Genomic DNA, 19,165 nt, shown 5'->3' with positions numbered 1-19,165 from the left:
ATGCTTGCAAAGCTCTCTAAAATAGCACGTCAACTTCTAATTATTCCCTCTGTTAGACAGTTTGTAGGTCGTATTCGCCTATTCTATTTCCTCAAAATCCAGAAAAGATGGCAGATAATATCTTCCGAGAATGCATTTGATAATACCAATGCTCATAATCTTAGAGGATTACATTACTTTGACACACCTAGAATGAACATTCTGATCAAGCCAATATCAGTTCTCGAATTTCTTAATCATGATTCTAAAATATTGGTAGTTGGACCCAGAAATGAAGGAGATCTGCTCAGTTTAATCGGCCACGGCTTTTCTAAAGATAATATTCGTGGACTCGATCTTATGAGTTATTCTCCACTAATTGATGTTGGTGATATGCATCAAACATCCTATGCGGATAATAGCTTTGATGTCATTATTAGTGGCTACACATTGGGTTATAGCAAAGATCCACAAAAATGGGTGCAGGAATCTTTAAGAATTGCTAAGAACGGTGCGTTATTTGGAATTGCCGTTGAATATTCAGAGATGACTAACGACGATGTCAGAAAACTCTGTGGATATGAAATAGTTGAAGAAGGATACCGAGAATGTAACTCAGTGCAAGAGATTCTTGATCTTTTTAGTGCACATGTTGATCATATTTATTTTTCTCACGATGCTCCTAGTAAAAGGTCTCATACTGCCGACGGACTTGTTAGTAACCCTTCGCGTATTTGTGTAATATTTACTATTAAAAAATAAGAAGTCTATCATGCTAAAGACTAAATTAAATCCTAAAACATTTCTACCGAAGATTAAGTCAATCTTTTTTAAGATTCAAAGATATCAAATGTATGTAGCTAAAAACAAACATCTCGTTGGCACAATATCAGAAAGTTTATTGAATGTATTGCACGAGCTAAATAATATCCATCAAAGTTCAATTGAAGATGTTAAAAAGCAAGAACTTCTATATGTTTTGTTCAAAAACAGCTTTCCAAAAGTTCTATGGAATTGGGCTACGGAGCAAAAAGTAAAATCAATTTCTATCCGCTTTTATGATAACGTGATAGCCTTTGTAGAAGGCTATGAGCAATACTGTAATACTGGCATGACATCGCCAGAGGCAAATCATAGTTCTCGGCAGTTGTATTGGATGACCGATGGCAAGTTCAATAACTTTTGGGTTTCTTTTTACGGACTGTTCTTTCCTAAATATCCAAAATACTTATTTTCTGATCAAGCAAGAAACTTGGGGCTTACGGAATCACGAGGATTGCAAAATATTGTACAAGAAATTAGAGACAAGGGATATCATCTGTTTGATGAAAAATTAAGTCGTGAGATTTGCGATCGCCTAACTAAATTTGCAGAAAATGCTCTATGTAAACTAGCTCCTCACTATCCTGATATTTCGACTGAAAAGTATTTGAGATATGATAGCGACAATCCCAAATCCGTAACCTATCGAGTTGACGAGCAAGAGTTAGCGAACAATCCAGACATCCAAAATCTTATTGCAGATTCTTCTATAATATCGGTCGTCCAAGAATATTTTGGATGTCGAGCTACGCTTCGAGACCTTAGTATGTGGTGGAGTACAGCGTTCTTGAAAGGAGATGCAGATTCTTCATCTGCACAACTTTATCATTGGGATGGAGATTCGGTTAAGTTTATCAACGTATTTATATATTTGACAGAAGTTACATCACAAAATGGACCTCATTGTTTTGTAAGAGGTTCCCATCTTACTAAGCCTTTAAGTTTACTCAGAGATGGTCGATTTTCCGATCAAGAAATCGAAAACTTTTATGGCAAAGAACATATGGACGAAATTGTGGGTAAGAGAGGAACTATTATTGCTGCTGATACGCGAGCATTTCATAAAGGTAAAGCGTTAGAACATAGTGAACGTCTCATTATTATGCTTACTTTTAGTATGGATCTTTTTGGTGCTACATATAGTTCAATCCAACTAAGTGATGGGTTAACAGATGCTTTATCTCAGTCTATGAAACATTTCCCATATAGTTACTCTAAGTTTAGAGTAGGTAAATAAACTAAATGACTTTACCTAAATGTAATCTCTAACCACTATGAAATATTGCAAGTTTTGTGTTCAACCAGATACCCGACCTAATTCTCAGTTTACAGATGAGGGTATTTGTCCTGCTTGCAATTATCTTCAGCAGCTAAATGATGCTGATTGGCAAGAACGCTATGAAATACTAAATGACTTATTAAAACAATTTCCCCGTCAATCAGGTCAATATTTTGACTGTATTATTGGCGTGAGTGGTGGTAAAGATAGTACTAGACAAGCTCTATATGTTCGTGACAAGTTAGGATTGAATCCACTGTTAGTGTGTCTTAGTTACCCACCGCCACAGGTTAGCCAAAGAGGTGTGGATAATATTTCTAACCTGATTGAACTAGGTTTTGATGTACTCCTCTCTGCGCCCGCACCTGAGACTTGGCGAGGTTTACTGAGAGCTAGTTTCGATAAATTTACCAACTGGGCGCGTTCCACTGAACTGGCTCTATTTACTTCTGTTCCTCAAATCGCTATTCGTTATCAAATTCCTCTGATTCTCTGGGGCGAAAACCCTGGATTACAGTTAGGGGATTTGAAGACTCTGGGACGTACAGGCTATGACGGCAATAACTTGCGTTATATGAATACGCTCTCTGGTGGTGGGCTGGAATGGATGATAAAAGCAGGATTTCCACAGCAAGAACTGCTTCCCTATCGTTATCCTCAATCGGAAGAATTTGAGGCTGCGAAACTGCAAATCGTCTATTTGGGATGGTTTTTGGGTGATTGGTCTCTGGTGAATAATGCCGCCTATGCTTGTGCTAATGGACTAGAAATACGCGAAGATACAGTCGAAAATACAGGTGATCTTTATGGTGTGACTTCCCTCGATGAAGACTGGGTAACCTTGAATCAGATGATTAAATACTATAAATTTGGTTTTGGACGGGTAACTGACTATGCCAATGAGGAAATTCGTCTTGGAAGAATGACTCGTGAACAAGGAATCTCTGTTGTGGAAAAGTATGATGATGCTTGTAGTGATGAATATATAGAGAGTTTCTGTACATACATCGATATATCAGTAAATGAATTTTGGGATCATGTACATGCTTCAGTAAATCTACACCTATTTTCGGTGGAACCAAATGGAGCGATCCTTCGCAAATTTAAGGTTGGAGTTGGTTTATGAGTGCTGTGACCATAGGAATAGTGGATTATGGTATGGGTAATCATGCATCAGTGATGCATAGCCTCAAAAATATGGGGTTGAAAGTTCGAGTTAGTGCTGATCCCCAAGCTTTAGATAGTACAGATGTATTAATTCTCCCTGGGGTTGGCGCTTTTCCGTCAGCAATGCAAGCACTTCACGATCGCAGACTAGTAAGTTATTTGCAACAGCAAGCTGAGAGACAACGCCCAATTATTGGGATCTGTCTCGGTATGCAACTCTTAACAACTGCTTCCCATGAATATCAATATACGTTAGGGTTAGATTTGATTGCAGGCGAAGTCGTTCCGCTACCTGAATCACAATGGCATATTGGCTGGAATACGATTAAATGCATTCAAGAGGATGTATTACTTCAGGCTAGTGATAACGAGGTGTTTTATTTTAATCACTCATTTACCTATCAAGGTGTGGATAAATATCAAATAGCTATGTCTCAACATTCTCAGCCGATCGCATCGGTGATCCGCAATGGTAGTATAGTGGGCTTACAATTTCATCCAGAAAAGAGTCAGGTTGCTGGTCGAGAACTACTTAAAAATTTAATTGTGGGGTTGGTTGATGCTAAAAAAGAGATTGATGGGAGTTGTCACGGTTAAGGATGGTTGGGCTGTCCAATCCTTTGGATATCGGCGCTATTTACCTTTGGGTAAGCCAGAATGTTTAATTGAAAATTTGGATCGCTGGGGTGCAGATGAAATTTTGGTACAGGTTATTGATCGCTCTCGCTGCAACAGGGAGCCTGATTTTCGTCTATTAGAAAGCATTGGAAAACTGGGCTTAGCAACTCCCTTAATCTATGCAGGTGGGATTCGGAATGTCGCTGATAGCGTTAAGGTGATTCAGTATGGAGCCGATCGCCTTGTTGTTGATGCTCTATTGCATGACGATCTCCAAGCAGTGCAGCATCTCTCAGCGAGACTAGGAGCACAGGCGATAATTGCTTCTCTGCCGCTATCTTGGCAAGAAGGAAGAATTGAGTGGTTTGATTATCGTACCCAAACTAGAACCGCGATAGCAAATCAAGTTCTATCATTTATTAGTTCGGGTGTAGTCTCAGAGGTATTCATTTCCGATTTTTCTCATGAGGGACAAGCCAATGGTTTTGAGTCAAATCTAATTACAAATTTCCCTTTGCAGGATGTTCCCATCGTCGCCTTTGGTGGTTTGAGCGATCCTAATCAAATTAGGAACCTACTACTTCAGCCTAATATTGTTGCGATCGCCGTGGGAAACTTTTTAAATTACAAAGAACAGACTATTCAGACATACAAGCAAGCGATCTCGTCTGCACAACTTCGTAATCCAGTTTATGACTCAAGCCATTCCCTATTAACTCATGCCTGAACTTCATCCAGAAATTTACTTTTGTCAGAGATGCCTTTACTCAACTGCTCATCCTTTAGGATTAATTTTGGATGCGGATGGTATTTGTTCTGGATGCCGCATTCATGAAGAGAAAGATTCCCTTGATTGGAATGCGCGATGGGAATTATTAGAGCATCAGATCCAGCCGTATCGAAACCTGAACGGACAAAATTATGACTGTATTGTTCCTGTGAGCGGTTCTCAAGACTCTTACTACATTGTCTACTTAGTGAAAGAGCGATTAGGGCTGAATCCACTCCTTGTCACCTACAACAAATATTTCAATACACCCTTAGGTATCCGAAATCTAGCAAATCTGCGTATAAAATTTAATTGCGATATTCTTTACCAAAATGTTAACCCTATTTCTGTCAAGAAAATAACACGCACGACTTTACGCCGTTTTGGCAGTATCTATTGGCCGATTTTGGCAGGGCAAACAGTTTTTCCTGTGCAGACCGCAGTTCGTTATCAAATCCCTCTAATCATTTGGGGGGCTCATCAGGGACTAGAGCAAGTCGGGATGTTCTCCCATACCCATGAAGTCGAAATGACTCGTCGATATCGGAAAGATCATGACTTAATGGGGCATGAAGCCGATGATTTGCTATCAATCTTCGACATTCTAAAAGTGGAAGATATCTGGCAATACCGCTATCCTAGCGATCTCGATTTACATACAGTCGGTGTGCGCGGAATATATCTAGGTAATTACGTGCGATGGGATTCTAAGACTCAACATGAACAAATGATGTATGAATACGACTACAAAACCGCATCTTTTAATCGAACTTTTGACTGTTATGATTACGTTGACTGCTTCAATTACATGGACCTTCACGATTTATTGAAGCTATACAAGCACGGCTATTCCAAAGTCACTGATCATGCTTGCCGTGAGATTCGATTTGGGAGACTCTCTCGTGAAGAGGGATTAACTCTTGTTCGTAAGTATGAATTAGCGCCTCTTACCTATATCAATCAATTTTGTGAATGGTTAGGAATGACACCACGATCTCTACAATTTATGATTGATCAACATCGCAACCCCAAATTTTGGAATCAAATTGAGACTAATAAATGGGAATTTATTGGCTGGAGTATGCAGCAACCTCAATCAGTCGAAGATACAAAAGTAAATCTGCCTCAACTGTTTACAGCTAATAACTATCTAGAATATAACGGTGATGCAAAATATATAACGATAGGGAGAGGATATCCATGAAATCTAAGGACATGAATATCATAGTTAGAGCTGATGCTTCTGCGCAGATTGGCACAGGACATGTCATGCGTTGCTTAGCATTATCACAGACATGGCGAGTTCTAGGAGGTCAAGCTATATTTATGCTAGCAAATAAATCTCCATCTTTAGAAGCGAGATTAAGATTTGAAGGAATGGAAGTTGTATATTTGTCAGGTGAAGCTGGTAGTAATGAAGATGCTCAGCAAACCTTAGATTTGTGTCAGCAATTTTCTGCTCAATGGATAATTTTAGATGGATATCACTTTGGAGCAGCTTACCAAAAAGCTATTAAGAATTTTGATGTTAGCTTATTGTTTTTTGATGATAATGGTCATGCCGATCACTACTACGCTGATCTAATCTTAAATCAAAATATTTCAGCTAAGATAGACTTATATCAAAGTCGAGAACCATATACTCAATTATTATTAGGTACGCAGTACGTTCTACTTAGAAAAGAATTCTTGTCTTGGAAAAATTGGCAAAGAGTAATAAATCCGATCGCCTCAAAAATATTAGTCACTTTAGGTGGTAGCGATCCTGATAATGTCACCCTTAAAGTCATTCAAGCTTTACAAATAGTAAAAAGTAATAATTTAGAAGTTATTGTTGTTGTCGGTGGCAGCAACCCACACTATGAGAAATTACAGGCTGAAGTTGCAAAATCCAGAACACTAATTACTTTGCAACGGAATGTTAGTAATATGCCTGAGTTGATGGCTTGGGCAGACATAGCGATTGCTGCGGGTGGCTCAACTAATTGGGAATTAGCATTTATGGGATTGCCTAGTCTCGTGATTACAGTAGCGGATAATCAGAAGGAGAGTATAGCCGAGCTTGATCGACAAGGAGTGATTACAAATCTAGGATGGCATCAAGATTTGTCTATCGAATGGATTAGTTTTACATTGCAGAAGTTGATATGCGATCGCCTCAACCAAAAAAAAATGAGCCAGCAAGGACAGCAGATAGTAGATGGAGAGGGCGTAATGCGCATTGTCTCAAAAATTGCTGATATGATAGCTTAGCCCGAATTTACTGTATGCAATATATTTGCAAAAAAATGTCTGGGGTAAATAGTAAAACATTATATGTAGAATAACAAAACTGATTATTAAAGCATATCGAGTTGCAAACTCACTATTGAGAGAACGCGAAATTAGGAAAATACAATGACAATGAATTATGGGCAGGTTAAGAAACACTGGGATAGCTGGGCAAAAGAATTTGGCACTTCTTTGAGAGCCACCACAAAGAGCATGACTATCAAACAGCTTGAGATTTTTGCCCTCATGAAACATTTAGTTCCTGGGTCAAAAATTCTTGATGTTGGTTGTGGCAATGGCTACAACGGAATTGCTTTTATCGAAAACATTCCCAATATAACTGTCGTTGGAGTAGATTACTCAAAAGAGATGATTGAGAATGCTATTCTCAATGCGCAGAAGCTTAGCCAAGAACAGCAAAAAATGATTGGTTTTGAAGTTGCAGACGTTCTTACATTGCCATACAATGCTGAATTTGACATCGTCACGACAGATCGCTGCATTATCAACCTTACAGATATTGAGCTGCAGAAAAAGGCAATTGATAATTGTTGTAAGGCTTTAAAGCAAGGAGGAGTTTTTCTAATGTTAGAAAATAGTCAACAGACCTACAGAAATCAGAATGATGCTCGTGAGGCTGTTGGTCTGTCAAAGAGGAATCCTCCATCATTTAACCTATTTTTCGATGAAGAAATTATACTCCCTTACTGTAGTAGTAGAGGGTTAGACCTTTTGCAAATAGATGACTTTGGTAGTCTTCACGATCTGATGCTATACGTCATACTTACTGCTGCTGATCCAACCAAGGATCACTACGACGAGCCAGCAATTGTCAAAGCAGCAGAGGTTACTATGAACCTTGCAGCCCAAGGATGTGGCTATCCATTTGGTGGTTTTGGGCAGAACAGACTTTACATTTTCCGTAAATCAACAGCAGAAACGAATGGATGATCGAGAAAGCCCTCAAGATAAGTTTATGAAAGAAATTAACATTTTAGATAAAAAAATTGGCAAAAAACAGCCTCCGTTGATCGTTGCCGAAATGTCTGGTAATCACAACCAATCATTGGGAAAAGCTCTGGAAATTGTTGAAGCTGCAGCTAAGGCTGGCGTAGATGCTCTTAAAATCCAGACTTATACAGCCGATACAATGACCCTCGATATTAGTGAGAGAGAATTCTTTATTAGCGATCCTCAGAGTCTATGGGAAGGTAATTCTCTCTATAATCTCTATCAACAAGCCTATACACCTTGGGAATGGCACAAACCAATATTTGACCGATGTAAAGAGCTAGGCATCATCGGTTTTAGTACTCCTTTTGATGACACGGCTGTCGATTTTTTAGAAACATTAGATGTGCCTTGCTATAAAATTGCATCATTTGAAAATACTGATATCCCACTCATCCGCAAAGTTGCTAAGACTGGTAAACCAATGATTATTTCTACGGGTATGGCGACTGTTGCAGAGCTCGATGAGTCAGTCAGAACCGCAAGAGAATCAGGCTGTGAAGAGCTTATTTTGCTCAAATGTACCAGCACCTATCCCACCACTCCAGAGAATACGAACATTTTGACGATCCCGCATTTGCGTGATTTGTTTGATGTTCAAGTGGGACTATCAGATCACACGATTGGGATCGGTGTGGCTGTAGCCAGCGTTGCATTGGGTACTACAGTCATTGAAAAGCACTTTACACTAAGTCGAGCTGATGGAGGCGTAGATTCAGCTTTTTCGATGGAGCCAGAAGAAATGCGCCAATTAGTAATAGAAACGAAAAGAGCGTGGCAAGCACTAGGTAAAATTAGTTACGGTGTTACTGAAGCTGAGAAGAAATCACTCATGTATCGGCGATCGCTATATATTTCTCAGGATATGCAAAAGGGTGACATTCTAAAGCCAGAAAATCTTAGAACAATTCGGCCAGGATTAGGATTAGCACCGAAATATTATGATGTTTTATTAGGAAAAGCTGTCAAACAAGATGTAAAGAAAGGAACTCCTATGAGTTGGGAAATGCTGGCTTAAATATGGGCAAATTAGTAAAAAAGCTCTTCTATTTATTTAGCGATCGCGAAAAGATCCAAATAGGTATAATTTTTTTGCTCATGCTCATGGGAGCAGGATTGGAGACGCTTGGAGTAGGTTTGATTCCTGCATTTGTGGCTTTATTAGGCAATCCTGAAATAATTGAGCAGCAAAAGACTTTAAATTGGCTATATATCCAATCGGGTGCAACATCTCATCAAATATTTTTGCTGTGGGTAAGTATTGCACTATTAGCCATTTATTTAATTAAAAATATTTACCTCTCGATCTTGACCTACTGGCAATATTATTTTCTATATAGAAAACAAGTTTCTTTATCAAGTCGTCTGTTGCGTTCATACTTAAATAGCTCATATACATTTCATCTGCAACGTAATTCCGCTGATTTGGTTCGCAATGTTACTTCTGAAGTTCCACAAATTTTCGCGGGTATACTTATACCAATGCTGACTTTAGTTACTGAGATAATGGTGATGATTTGTCTTGGAATATTACTAGCGATCGCTGAACCATTATCATCTGCGATCGCAGCTATGTTTTTGGGAGCATCGATATTTTGGTTAAATGGAACGATTCGCAAACAAATGAGTGGGCAGGGATTGATTCGCCAAGAGCAAAGTGGACAAATGATCCAATGGGTTAACCAAAGTTTGGGTGGAATTAAGGAAACTAAGGTATTGGGTAGAGAAACATTCTTTCTTGATGCATTTACAAAAAGCACACGAGCATTTGGGAAAGCCAATCTATTTGTGGGACTTGCGACCCAATTACCTAATTTATTTATCGATACAGTATTAATTGCATCTGTATTGTTAATTGTGATTTTTAGTCTGATTCAAGGCAGAGAGATTCAATCTATTTTGCCGATGCTGTCTTTATTTGCGATCGCGGCTTTACGCCTTATGCCCTCAGCGAAACGCATTGTCTCCACAGTTACTAATATTCGTTATTTTAAACATTCTGTCGATCTTATTCACCAAGATCTGGTTTATTTAGAAATAAGATCAAATTCACTACAAGAAGTAAATAATTTCGTAGCCCCAGAAATTCGGTTTAAAAAATCAATTGAACTACGAAATATTCACTATCTTTATCCAAATGTCTCTCAACCATCACTATCAGGTATATCTATAGAAATTTCTAGGGGGCAAACTATTGCATTTATTGGCTCATCGGGAGCAGGTAAAACGACAATTGTCGATATCATTTTGGGTTTGCTCACACCCAGTCAAGGTGAAATTTCAGTTGACGGCAAAAATATTCTGACTAATCTTGCTGGTTGGCAACGACAAATTGGGTATATTCCTCAAAGTATCTATCTATCAGACGATACAATTAGGAACAATATTGCCTTTGGCTTAGCCAGTCATGAAATTAACGAAGAAAAAGTGTGGGCTGCAATCAAAGCGTCACAGTTGGAAGAGCTAGTTCATGGCTTGCCAGAACAACTAGATACCCTAGTTGGTGAACGCGGTATTCGATTATCTGGCGGACAGCGGCAACGCATAGGTATTGCGAGAGCACTATATCATAATCCAGAGGTGATCGTTATGGATGAAGCTACTGCTGCTTTAGATAATACGACCGAGCGAGAGTTTATGTGTGCCTTAGAATCTATGAGTGGACAAAAAACGATGATTATGATTGCGCATCGTTTGAGTACTGTAAAAAACTGCGATCGTCTCTATTTAATGCAGCAAGGACAAGTAATTTGCTCAGGCACATACAATGAGCTGTTATCTCAAAGTAATGAGTTCAAGTTGCTTGCTCAGTCCGAATCTCACAACAAAGTCTATCCAAACGTTCCGTAAAAGATTGCACTCACCCAAAACTCTAATGCATCAAGATCTAAAACTCCTAAACATTGGTTGCGGCTCAGCATTTCATCCTACATGGATAAATATTGATTTGGTTGCAGCATCACCAGCAGTGCAAGCCTATGATATCCGTAAAAATTTACCCTATATTAGTAACTATTTTGATGCTTGCTATAGCTCTCATATGATTGAACATCTAACATTGCAAGAAGCCCACCAAGTAATTGCTGAAGCTTTTCGTGTACTAAAACCTCAAGGTATATTTAGAGTCATCGTACCTGACCTAGAAGTAATTACAAAAAAATATCTTTATGCTCTTGAACAAGTTAAATCAGGTGATTTGCAAGCAGAGTCTAGCTATGACTGGATGCTGTTGGAACTTTATGATCAGGCAGTACGTACTTTCAGTGGTGGGGAGATGGGGAGTTATCTCGATAATTGCAATATCAAGAATAAGGATTTTGTAATGTCACGGATTGGTTCTGCGGCAGAGAACTATTGGCAAAGTAAAGAAATATCCAAGCAAAAATCTGTATGGGATAAACTGAAATCTAAAAATTTGGCATGGCTATTTCAGAAGTTCAGAATCGCGATCGCAAGAACTTTGGTCATCTTAGTGGCTGGCAAAGAAGCACATAATGCCTTTGATGAAGGATTATTTCGTAATACAGGAGAAGTTCATCGCTGGATGTATGACAGATTCTCACTCCAAAGAATGCTGACCCAAGTAGGCTTTGTTGATATCCATTGTTGCCAAGCTAACGAAAGTAAAATACTGGATTTCAATACTTATGAACTAGATGTTTTTGATGGCTTAGTCAAAAGACCAGACTCTTTATTTATGGAAGGAATTAAACCATAGCTGTGAACAAAAAAACATTACTGTATATACCATTTGCTCTTGCACCCATACACTTTGAAACTGGATTAGAACTAGTAGAAAAGTATTTACAAAAGGGATATAGTGTTACCTTACTAACCTGCTCTGGTAAGTTACCTGCTTGTGCGCCCAATCCCTATCATTACGAACATAATTGTCATTTTTGCCAATCTCGCCTACTTTCAGGCTTAAAATGGATTGGAAAAGAAAGGATAGAAGTGCAAGATTTTTATGCCATTACTGAAGAACAGCAGAGAAAGATTGAGGAAATTAGTATACTGGAAATTCCCTCGTTAGATATGCTCACCAAAATTGAGCTTGAAGGTTCTGATATTGGCTTAGCAGCGTTAAGATCGGTGATTTTTTGTCTAAACGAACCGCGTCCAGATGTTTATCAGCATAGAGACTTAATCAGAAATTACTTAGTAACTAGCGCGATCGTGCATTTTTCTATGCAAAAACATCTGATCGAAAAGCAACCTGACGAATTTATTTTGTTTAATGGCTCTTTTGCTGCCATGCGACCAGCACTAAGGCTTGCTCAAAAGTTAAACATTACCACCTATGTCCATGAAACATCTGATGTTCCAGAACGATATTCTCTTACCAAGAATGCTTATCCACATGATTTAGACGTGATGAAAGCAGAAATAGAGTTTATCTATAATACTTCGCCATTGCCTGAAACAGAAAAAAAACAGATAGCTGATATATGGTACGAAGAAAGAATTCATAATCGGATTAAAAGTTGGTGGTTTGATTTTACGAAGAACCAGCAAAAAGGTTTATTACCGCAAAGTTTAACGCCTAAAACAGTAAATGTCGCCATCTTTAATTCATCGGAAGGCGAGTTTAATACAATTCCAGAGTATGACAATCCCATTTATAGAAGCCAGAATGACGGCATCTACCAACTACTCAATAGCTTTTATCAGAATGATTGTATTCGTTTTTTTCTAAGGATTCATCCCAACCTAGCCAATGCGAACAATACCCAGAAACAGTTTTTACAAGTTCTTGCTCAAGAGTTCGATCATTTAGAAATAATCTCACCTGAATCACCAATTAGCACTTACGATCTGATTAGTGCTTGTGATGTTGTCATTACTTTTAACTCTACAGTTGGTATTGAAGCTGTTTATAAAGGTAAGCCTTCGATTTTAATGGGAAGAGCAATATATGAAGATTTAGGAGGTTCAATCAAACCGCGCAGTCACGATGAACTAGTGGAAATCCTGCATAATTATGTGCAGCATCGTTCTCTCCCAAGTGTAGAATATGCTGAGTTAGCTGTGGTTAAGTATGGTTTTTTTCAAAAGCAGTGGGGATATCCACTGGAGTATGTAAGAGTTTATAGTCTCAACAAAGCCTCTTTGTATCGGGAAGGGAAAGAATATTTTGCAAAAGTTAGTTTGAAAGAAGTCGCCCTCAGCTTTGTCCCCAGAATTTTAATCAAATTGCGAAAACTTAGTACCAAGTACTTACATTGGAATCACTAGTATGAAAGTTCTACATCTCAATACTTACGATATTGTGGGTGGAGCAGCTCGTGCTGCTTATCGCTTACATAAAGGATTACAGGGAATTGGGGTGCAGTCAAAGATGTTGGTGCAAACTAAAGTTAGTGATGATTACTCAGTTATTGCACCTACATTTTGGTTAGATAAGATAGTGAACAAGTTTAGACCTAGCTTAGCTAAACTAACACTAGATAATACGCAGCAACTCTTTTCCCCGCAGTGGTTGCCAGATAATATAATGCCAAAAATCAAACAAAATCAACCTGATATCGTTAACTTAAATTGGGTTTGTGATGGTTATTTTCAAATCGAAACTTTGGCAAAGATACCTCAACCTAAGATTTGGACATTGATGGACATGTGGGCATTTACAGGAGGGTGTCATTATAGTAATACATGCGATCGCTATATAAATTCGTGTGGTGCTTGTCCACAACTCCATAGCTATAAAGATCAGGATTTATCAAGTTGGGTATGGAAGCGTAAAGTAAATGCTTGGAGGAATATCAATATTACTATTGTATCTCCTAGTAACTGGTTAGCAAAATGTGCTAAGTCCAGCTCTATTTTTCAAGATACACGGATAGAAGTCATTCCCTTCGGTTTGGATATAAATCGATATAAGCCTATTCCTCAAAAAATTGCACGAGATATATTACATCTATCACAGCATAAACTGATTGTCTTATTTGGAGCCATACAAGCGACCAATGATTTGAGAAAAGGTTTTCAACTTTTGAAAATTGCTTTGCAACATCTTAGACAATTTGGATATCAAGACAAAATCGAGTTAGCAATATTTGGGGCTTCACAACCAGATCCCCCTGTAGACTTGGGTTTTAGAACTCACTATTTAGGACAACTACATGACGATATTACCCTACAAATTATTTACTCAGCCGCAAATGTCATGATTGTTCCCTCACTTCAGGAAGCCTTCGGTCAAACGGCTTCTGAATCTCTTGCTTGTGGGACACCCGTTGTTGCATTTGATGGGAATGGGTTAAGTGATATTATTAATCATCAGCAGAATGGATACTTAGCAAAGCCACTTGATACATATGATTTAGCAAAGGGAATTAATTGGGTTTTAGAAGATAGTGATCGTCTGCAAAGATTATCATATCGAGCAAGAGAAAAAGCCGAACAAGAATTCTCGCAAGAGTTGCAAGCCAAACGATATCTATCTTTGTTTGAAGAAATTATGTCTAGTCATTCTTCAAAATCATGAAGAAATTAATTTATATAATTATCCCTGTCTATAATCGCAAAAAGATTACTTTAGCTTGTCTTAAAAATCTAAAAACTAATGGTGATTTACAGAAGTATCATGTGATTATTGTTGATGATGGCTCTAGCGATCGCACAGCCGAAGAAGTTGCAGAAAACTATCCTGAAGTTACTATTCTCAAGGGGGATGGGAATTTGTGGTGGACAGGGGCGATCGCATTAGGTATGACATATGCCTATAACCAAGGAGCAACGCATTTTATTTGGCTAAATGATGATTGTCTTACTGAATTAAACACTCTAGAGCTATTAGTGAATTTCTTACAAAAACATCCTAATTTAATTGTTGGTGCTGCTTGTTATGAGGCTGAATCAAGGCTATTAGTGGAAACAGGATTTAAAGGAAAAATAAGAGTTAAAGCATTAGAAAATGAAGTTATGGATGTGGATGGTTTGAGTGGCTATTGTGTTGCTATGTCAGCGAATGTATTTGAAAAAATTGGTGCTCCAGATGCTGATAAATTTCGACAATATGCTGGCGACGGTATGTATACGTTAAAAGCTACTAGATCAGGTTTTAAAGCCTATATTTTAGGCGCTGCAAAGGTAAACTTGGTTGAAGAAAAAGATGCTATTCACAATTTTACTAATTATGTCCAGAAAGCAAAATCTCGCACCTTAAAATCAATATTCTGGGATTATAAATCTCCCTATCATTTACCTACGCAGTTTCATTACCATACTTATAAATATGGTATTTTGATTGGACTACCTCTATTCACTATTAAAATGTTTTCTTGGTTAATTCGCTTTTATGTCTAAACCACTGCATATTGTGATGTTTCATAATCGCTATCAATATGCTGGAGGCGAAGATGCTGCTACCAAAGCGGACGTGGAAATGCTGCGTGAATATGGTCATCGAGTCACCTTGATTGAAGTGCACAATGACATTATTAAAACTTATTCCAAGTTCGATAAATTTAAACTGTTTGTAGAAACTGTCTGGAGCTTTAAGGTTTATCGCGAGATGCGATCGCAGCTTCAAAAACTAAAACCCGATCTTGTCCATGTCCAGAATTTTTTTCCATTGTTCTCTCCTTCCATTCATGCTGCTGCGCGATCGCTAAAAATTCCGACTGTGCAGCATCTTCATAACTTTCGGTTAGGTTGTCTGAATGGGTACTTATTTAGAAAAGACAAAATTTGTGAAGCTTGTGTGGGTCGCAATCCTTGGCGCGGCGTTGGTTATGGCTGTTATCGGGATTCGTCTATTGCCTCTTTAGCAGTCTGGACAATGGTGACATTCAATCGGTGGCGGCGCACATGGCAAAAAGATGTGGATGCATTCATTACACCTAGTCACTTTGCTGCGGCAAAGCTTAAGGAGATCGGTATTAGAAGCGATCGTCTTTATGTGAATCCAAATGTGATTAATCTCGTAGATGTTGAAGTTTTACCCTCTGTACAGCTCGAAAATCCTAACTTCTTATTTGTGGGAAGGTTATCCGCAGAGAAGGGCATAATGACGCTGCTGCAAGCATGGGCTGAATTGAACATGCTCGATTGGCAATTAAAGATTATCGGAGATGGTTCTGAACAATCAAATTTGCAGCGATTTGTTGATGAGATGAAATTAAAAAATGTGCAGTTCTTAGGATACTTGACTCCTTCGCAAGTGACGATCTCTATGAGATCTGCTACTGCGATCGTTGTACCTTCTCAATGGTATGAAACCTTCGGACGTGTGGTTGTCGAAGCCTTTGCTTGTGGCAAACCTGTAATTGCCTCTGATTTGGGTGCTTTATCGGAACTAATCACCTCAGAATACAATGGATTTCTTATTCCTTGCGATCTCATTAGTGCATGGACAGAAAAATTGCACTGGTGCGGCATAAATCCCGAAGCCATGCAAACTCTTGGTAAGAATGCATATCAAACATACCAAGAACTCTACACCCGTTCTACGAACTATCAGCAATTAATGAAAATATATGGTTCTGTGCTACACCCTTCCCAGTGAATGATTAATAGTGTAATAGTGCGCAGCAAAGCCGCGCACCATTATAACTGGGCTTCGATCGCACTCAGCAATTTTTCTTGTGTCCAATTTTGATATAAATGCGCAGCGATCGCTGCTCCACCAGCGCCAACACCTTCTTTGACAAAACCTTGTTCATAGGCGCGCAACTGTGCAAACTTAGACTTGGCAAAACTTAGCTGTGTGGCTAGTAAAGGCACATCTTGCACAGCTAGGGCTAGATCGACGGTATTACCTGTGGGATCTTCAGCAACCCATCTGGTTGTGCCTGCAATAATCGCATCAGGATTCCAGACAAGATTTTGATGGGCAGCGATCGCTCTTGCTAATGCGTATACCGCTAACATTTGAGTCCCGCCTGCCAGCAATACTCCTGCATGACGACTGGCCGCGATCGCCATTCCAGCTACCGCAATTTGCATGGGATCACCCACTGCCGCCACTATTTCAAATGGAGTGACTGTTTGCTCTAGGTGCTGTAATCCCGCTTGCACAATTTCCCACTTTTGCGCATGGTTACAAGTGGAATGAGAGCTATTTACTTTATCTTTAGCAGCAATTCCTAATGCTGTCAGCACGGCTAAAGCTGTGGTTGTACCCCCTACTACGCATTCACTCAAGATTACATAAGCGCCTGATTGGGCTAGTTTTTCGCCCCATACTAAACCTTGGACAAATAATTGCAGCACAGTTTCAATTGGCAAAGCTTTACCTGTACTTAGACATTTTGCAGGTGATCCAGAGAGGGGGATCGCTTGAATAGTCGGCGCGATCGCTAAACCAGCATCAAAAATAAATAGCGGCAAATCTTGGGCGGCGACAACAGCACGGGAAATTAGGACTGGTGAGGCTCCTGCAACTAGGGGTGGTAAAGGGAAACTGGTGTTAATTCCTGTAGCAAGAAATTCAGCATCAGCGATCGCTGTATATTTACGATCCTCAGGAGTTGCTCCTGCGGCGGAAATATTGGGTATTAATCCTGTCTCTGTAAATCCCAGCACACAAGCAAATACTGGACGTTTTCCACGGTAGTTTTTGAGCCAAGTCTTGGCTTTTTTGCGTTGTGTGTAGGTCTTGATCATTTAGACTTGTTTGCAAAAGTTATTGAAAGTAAATATTTCTACGGTACTTTCGTTAAGACAGTTAAAGATTATCCGAAGAAGTATCCAAAAGAGCACATTTAGGTTCTTACAATGAAGCTAACACATATAGCAATCCTAAATAAATTGCTGTAAGTAAGGACAACTCATGAATTGTCTCTACTTACAGCAATTTATGATCGAAAGAGCCACAAGCAAATTTCTATAAGTGTTACTTTGCGACGCTTATAGAAATTTGCTTGGTTCGGGTTTAAGTGCAAAGCGCTGTATCTGGGTTGCCCGATCATATATTTCGGTAAGTGAAGATAATTGAATAAGGTGCATGAATGAAGATAGGCGTAATCAAAGAAATAGAATTTGGAGAACGTAGAGTCGCTCTAATTCCTGAAGTGGTGAGTCGCTTGGTCAAAAATGGTTTGGAAGTCTTGATCGAGAGTCATGCTGGCGAATCATCTTTTTTTGCGGATGCAGCTTATGAAGAAGTTGGAGCCAAGATTATTTTTGACAAGAGTGTTCTGATTAATGAATCAGATATTTTGCTCAAAGTGGGAGCACCTCGCGAAGAAGAAGTGAGCATGTTTAAATCTGGACAAATCACAATTGGTTTTCTAAATCCTTTAGGTAGACCTGAACTAATCCGCCGCCTCGCGCATCAGGGGGTAACAGCAATGAGTATGGAGATGATCCCCCGCAGCAGTCGGGCTCAAAGTATGGATGCGCTCTCCTCGCAAGCCTCGATCGCTGGTTATAAAGCTGTACTGATCGCAGCCGCAGCATTGCCCAAATATCTCCCCATGTTGACCACCGCAGCAGGAACGATCCCACCTGCAAAAGTGGTGGTATTGGGTGCAGGTGTGGCAGGGCTTCAGGCGATCGCTACGGCGCGTCGTCTCGGAGCACAGGTGGAAGCCTATGATATTCGTCCTGCGGTGTGTGAAGAAGTGCAGAGCCTTGGTGCAAAGTTCATCGATGTAACCTTGGATGAGGATACGACCGCCGATGGTGGATATGCGAAAGAAATTTCCGAAGCAGCGAAACAACATGCTCAAGTCATTCTCGCTAAACATATTAAAGAAGCGGATATAGTCATTACCACTGCCCAAGTCCCTGGACGTAAAGCTCCAGTAATGGTGACTGATGCCATGATTGCCCATATGAAGCGTGGCTCGATCATTGTGGATATGGCAGGCGAACAGGGGGGTAACTGCGAAGGTACGATAGCTGGCAAGGATGTAATGTGTCATGGCGCAATGATTATTTCACCAATCAATTTGCCATCATCAATGCCAATTCATGCTTCTCAAAAATACGCTAAAAATCTGCTCAACCTTCTCAATCACTTGATTAAGAAAGGCGAACTGGATCTTGATTTTGATGACGATATTATCAGCAGTACCTGTATCACTCATGCTGGCGAAATTCGCAATCAGCGCGTTAAAGATGCTCTATCTCAACTAGCAGTCGCTGTCTAAGAAACCATTTAAGAAGTACTTTCTGCGGTCAAAAGCTTTAAGAGATCCCCCTCAATCCCCCTTAAAAAGGGGGAAGAATTTAATTCTCCCCCCTTTTTAAGGGGGGCTGGGGGGGATCTAGACAATTCTTAAATGGTTTCTTGAAAACCC

At 39.4% G+C, this 19,165-nt stretch carries 17 protein-coding genes; 16 read left to right on the top strand and 1 reads right to left on the bottom strand.

Annotation, left to right across the window (positions count from 1 at the left end):
• The 15 genes from CQ839_RS13175 to CQ839_RS13105 all read left to right on the top strand — a co-directional run bounded on the left by CQ839_RS13175 (window position 1) and on the right by CQ839_RS13105 (window position 16,425).
• Complete coding sequence (locus tag CQ839_RS13175; protein WP_103668742.1) at window positions 1–741, top strand: methyltransferase domain-containing protein; 741 nt, start codon at window positions 1–3, stop codon at window positions 739–741.
• Window positions 742–751: 10 nt separating this feature from the next.
• On the top strand, window positions 752–2,038 hold the full coding sequence (locus CQ839_RS13170) for a phytanoyl-CoA dioxygenase family protein (protein WP_103668741.1): 1,287 nt from the start codon (window positions 752–754) through the stop codon (window positions 2,036–2,038).
• 37 nt (window positions 2,039–2,075) lie between these two features.
• Window positions 2,076–3,206: an N-acetyl sugar amidotransferase gene (locus tag CQ839_RS13165; RefSeq protein WP_103668740.1), complete on the top strand. Its 1,131-nt coding sequence runs from the start codon at window positions 2,076–2,078 to the stop codon at window positions 3,204–3,206.
• Window positions 3,203–3,844, top strand: a complete 642-nt coding sequence (gene hisH / locus CQ839_RS13160) for an imidazole glycerol phosphate synthase subunit HisH (protein ID WP_103668739.1) — start codon at window positions 3,203–3,205, stop codon at window positions 3,842–3,844. Before CQ839_RS13165 ends, hisH begins: the two co-directional genes overlap by 4 nt.
• Window positions 3,807–4,592, top strand: a complete 786-nt coding sequence (locus CQ839_RS13155; RefSeq protein WP_103668738.1) for a HisA/HisF-related TIM barrel protein — start codon at window positions 3,807–3,809, stop codon at window positions 4,590–4,592. Before hisH ends, CQ839_RS13155 begins: the two co-directional genes overlap by 38 nt.
• Entirely contained in the window at window positions 4,585–5,838 is a 1,254-nt protein-coding gene (locus tag CQ839_RS13150; protein WP_219817779.1) for an N-acetyl sugar amidotransferase, read from the top strand. The genes CQ839_RS13155 and CQ839_RS13150 overlap by 8 nt, the downstream gene beginning before the upstream one ends.
• Window positions 5,839–5,849: 11 nt before the next feature.
• Window positions 5,850–6,887 (top strand): UDP-2,4-diacetamido-2,4,6-trideoxy-beta-L-altropyranose hydrolase, encoded by a 1,038-nt coding sequence (pseG, locus tag CQ839_RS13145; protein ID WP_103668828.1) that lies wholly within the window; start codon window positions 5,850–5,852, stop codon window positions 6,885–6,887.
• Window positions 6,888–7,031: 144 nt separating this feature from the next.
• Entirely contained in the window at window positions 7,032–7,856 is an 825-nt protein-coding gene (locus tag CQ839_RS13140) for a bifunctional 2-polyprenyl-6-hydroxyphenol methylase/3-demethylubiquinol 3-O-methyltransferase UbiG (RefSeq protein ID WP_103668737.1), read from the top strand.
• Between the two features lie 25 nt (window positions 7,857–7,881).
• A complete protein-coding gene (gene pseI, locus CQ839_RS13135) occupies window positions 7,882–8,934 on the top strand; it encodes a pseudaminic acid synthase (RefSeq protein WP_103668827.1) in 1,053 nt (350 codons plus the stop codon).
• 2 nt (window positions 8,935–8,936) lie between these two features.
• A complete protein-coding gene (locus CQ839_RS13130; protein WP_103668736.1) occupies window positions 8,937–10,766 on the top strand; it encodes an ABC transporter ATP-binding protein in 1,830 nt (609 codons plus the stop codon).
• A 25-nt stretch (window positions 10,767–10,791) separates the two neighbouring features.
• Window positions 10,792–11,634: a methyltransferase domain-containing protein gene (locus tag CQ839_RS13125; RefSeq protein ID WP_103668735.1), complete on the top strand. Its 843-nt coding sequence runs from the start codon at window positions 10,792–10,794 to the stop codon at window positions 11,632–11,634.
• Between the two features lie 2 nt (window positions 11,635–11,636).
• Window positions 11,637–13,151: a hypothetical protein gene (locus CQ839_RS13120; RefSeq protein ID WP_103668734.1), complete on the top strand. Its 1,515-nt coding sequence runs from the start codon at window positions 11,637–11,639 to the stop codon at window positions 13,149–13,151.
• A 1-nt stretch (window position 13,152) separates the two neighbouring features.
• Window positions 13,153–14,403: a glycosyltransferase family 4 protein gene (locus CQ839_RS13115; RefSeq protein WP_103668733.1), complete on the top strand. Its 1,251-nt coding sequence runs from the start codon at window positions 13,153–13,155 to the stop codon at window positions 14,401–14,403.
• Window positions 14,400–15,224: a glycosyltransferase family 2 protein gene (locus CQ839_RS13110; RefSeq protein WP_103668732.1), complete on the top strand. Its 825-nt coding sequence runs from the start codon at window positions 14,400–14,402 to the stop codon at window positions 15,222–15,224. Before CQ839_RS13115 ends, CQ839_RS13110 begins: the two co-directional genes overlap by 4 nt.
• The gene (locus tag CQ839_RS13105) at window positions 15,217–16,425 is read left to right on the top strand and encodes a glycosyltransferase family 4 protein (RefSeq protein WP_103668731.1); all 1,209 of its coding nucleotides are present in this window, start codon (window positions 15,217–15,219) and stop codon (window positions 16,423–16,425) included. Before CQ839_RS13110 ends, CQ839_RS13105 begins: the two co-directional genes overlap by 8 nt.
• A gap of 41 nt (window positions 16,426–16,466) precedes the next feature.
• Here CQ839_RS13105 and cobT read toward each other — a convergent pair whose 3' ends face one another.
• Window positions 16,467–17,525 (bottom strand): nicotinate mononucleotide-dependent phosphoribosyltransferase CobT, encoded by a 1,059-nt coding sequence (gene cobT / locus CQ839_RS13100; RefSeq protein ID WP_103668730.1) that lies wholly within the window; start codon window positions 17,523–17,525, stop codon window positions 16,467–16,469.
• Window positions 17,526–17,869: 344 nt separating this feature from the next.
• Between cobT and CQ839_RS13095 the strand changes: the two genes are divergently transcribed.
• Window positions 17,870–19,015, top strand: a complete 1,146-nt coding sequence (locus CQ839_RS13095) for a Re/Si-specific NAD(P)(+) transhydrogenase subunit alpha (protein ID WP_103668729.1) — start codon at window positions 17,870–17,872, stop codon at window positions 19,013–19,015.
• Window positions 19,016–19,165 lie beyond the last annotated feature (150 nt).

Source organism: Pseudanabaena sp. BC1403 (assembly GCF_002914585.1).
In the GTDB taxonomy this organism is placed as follows: domain Bacteria; phylum Cyanobacteriota; class Cyanobacteriia; order Pseudanabaenales; family Pseudanabaenaceae; genus Pseudanabaena.
The sequence above is the reverse complement of the archived record's forward strand: the minus strand, read 5'-3'. Positions and strand labels throughout refer to the sequence as shown.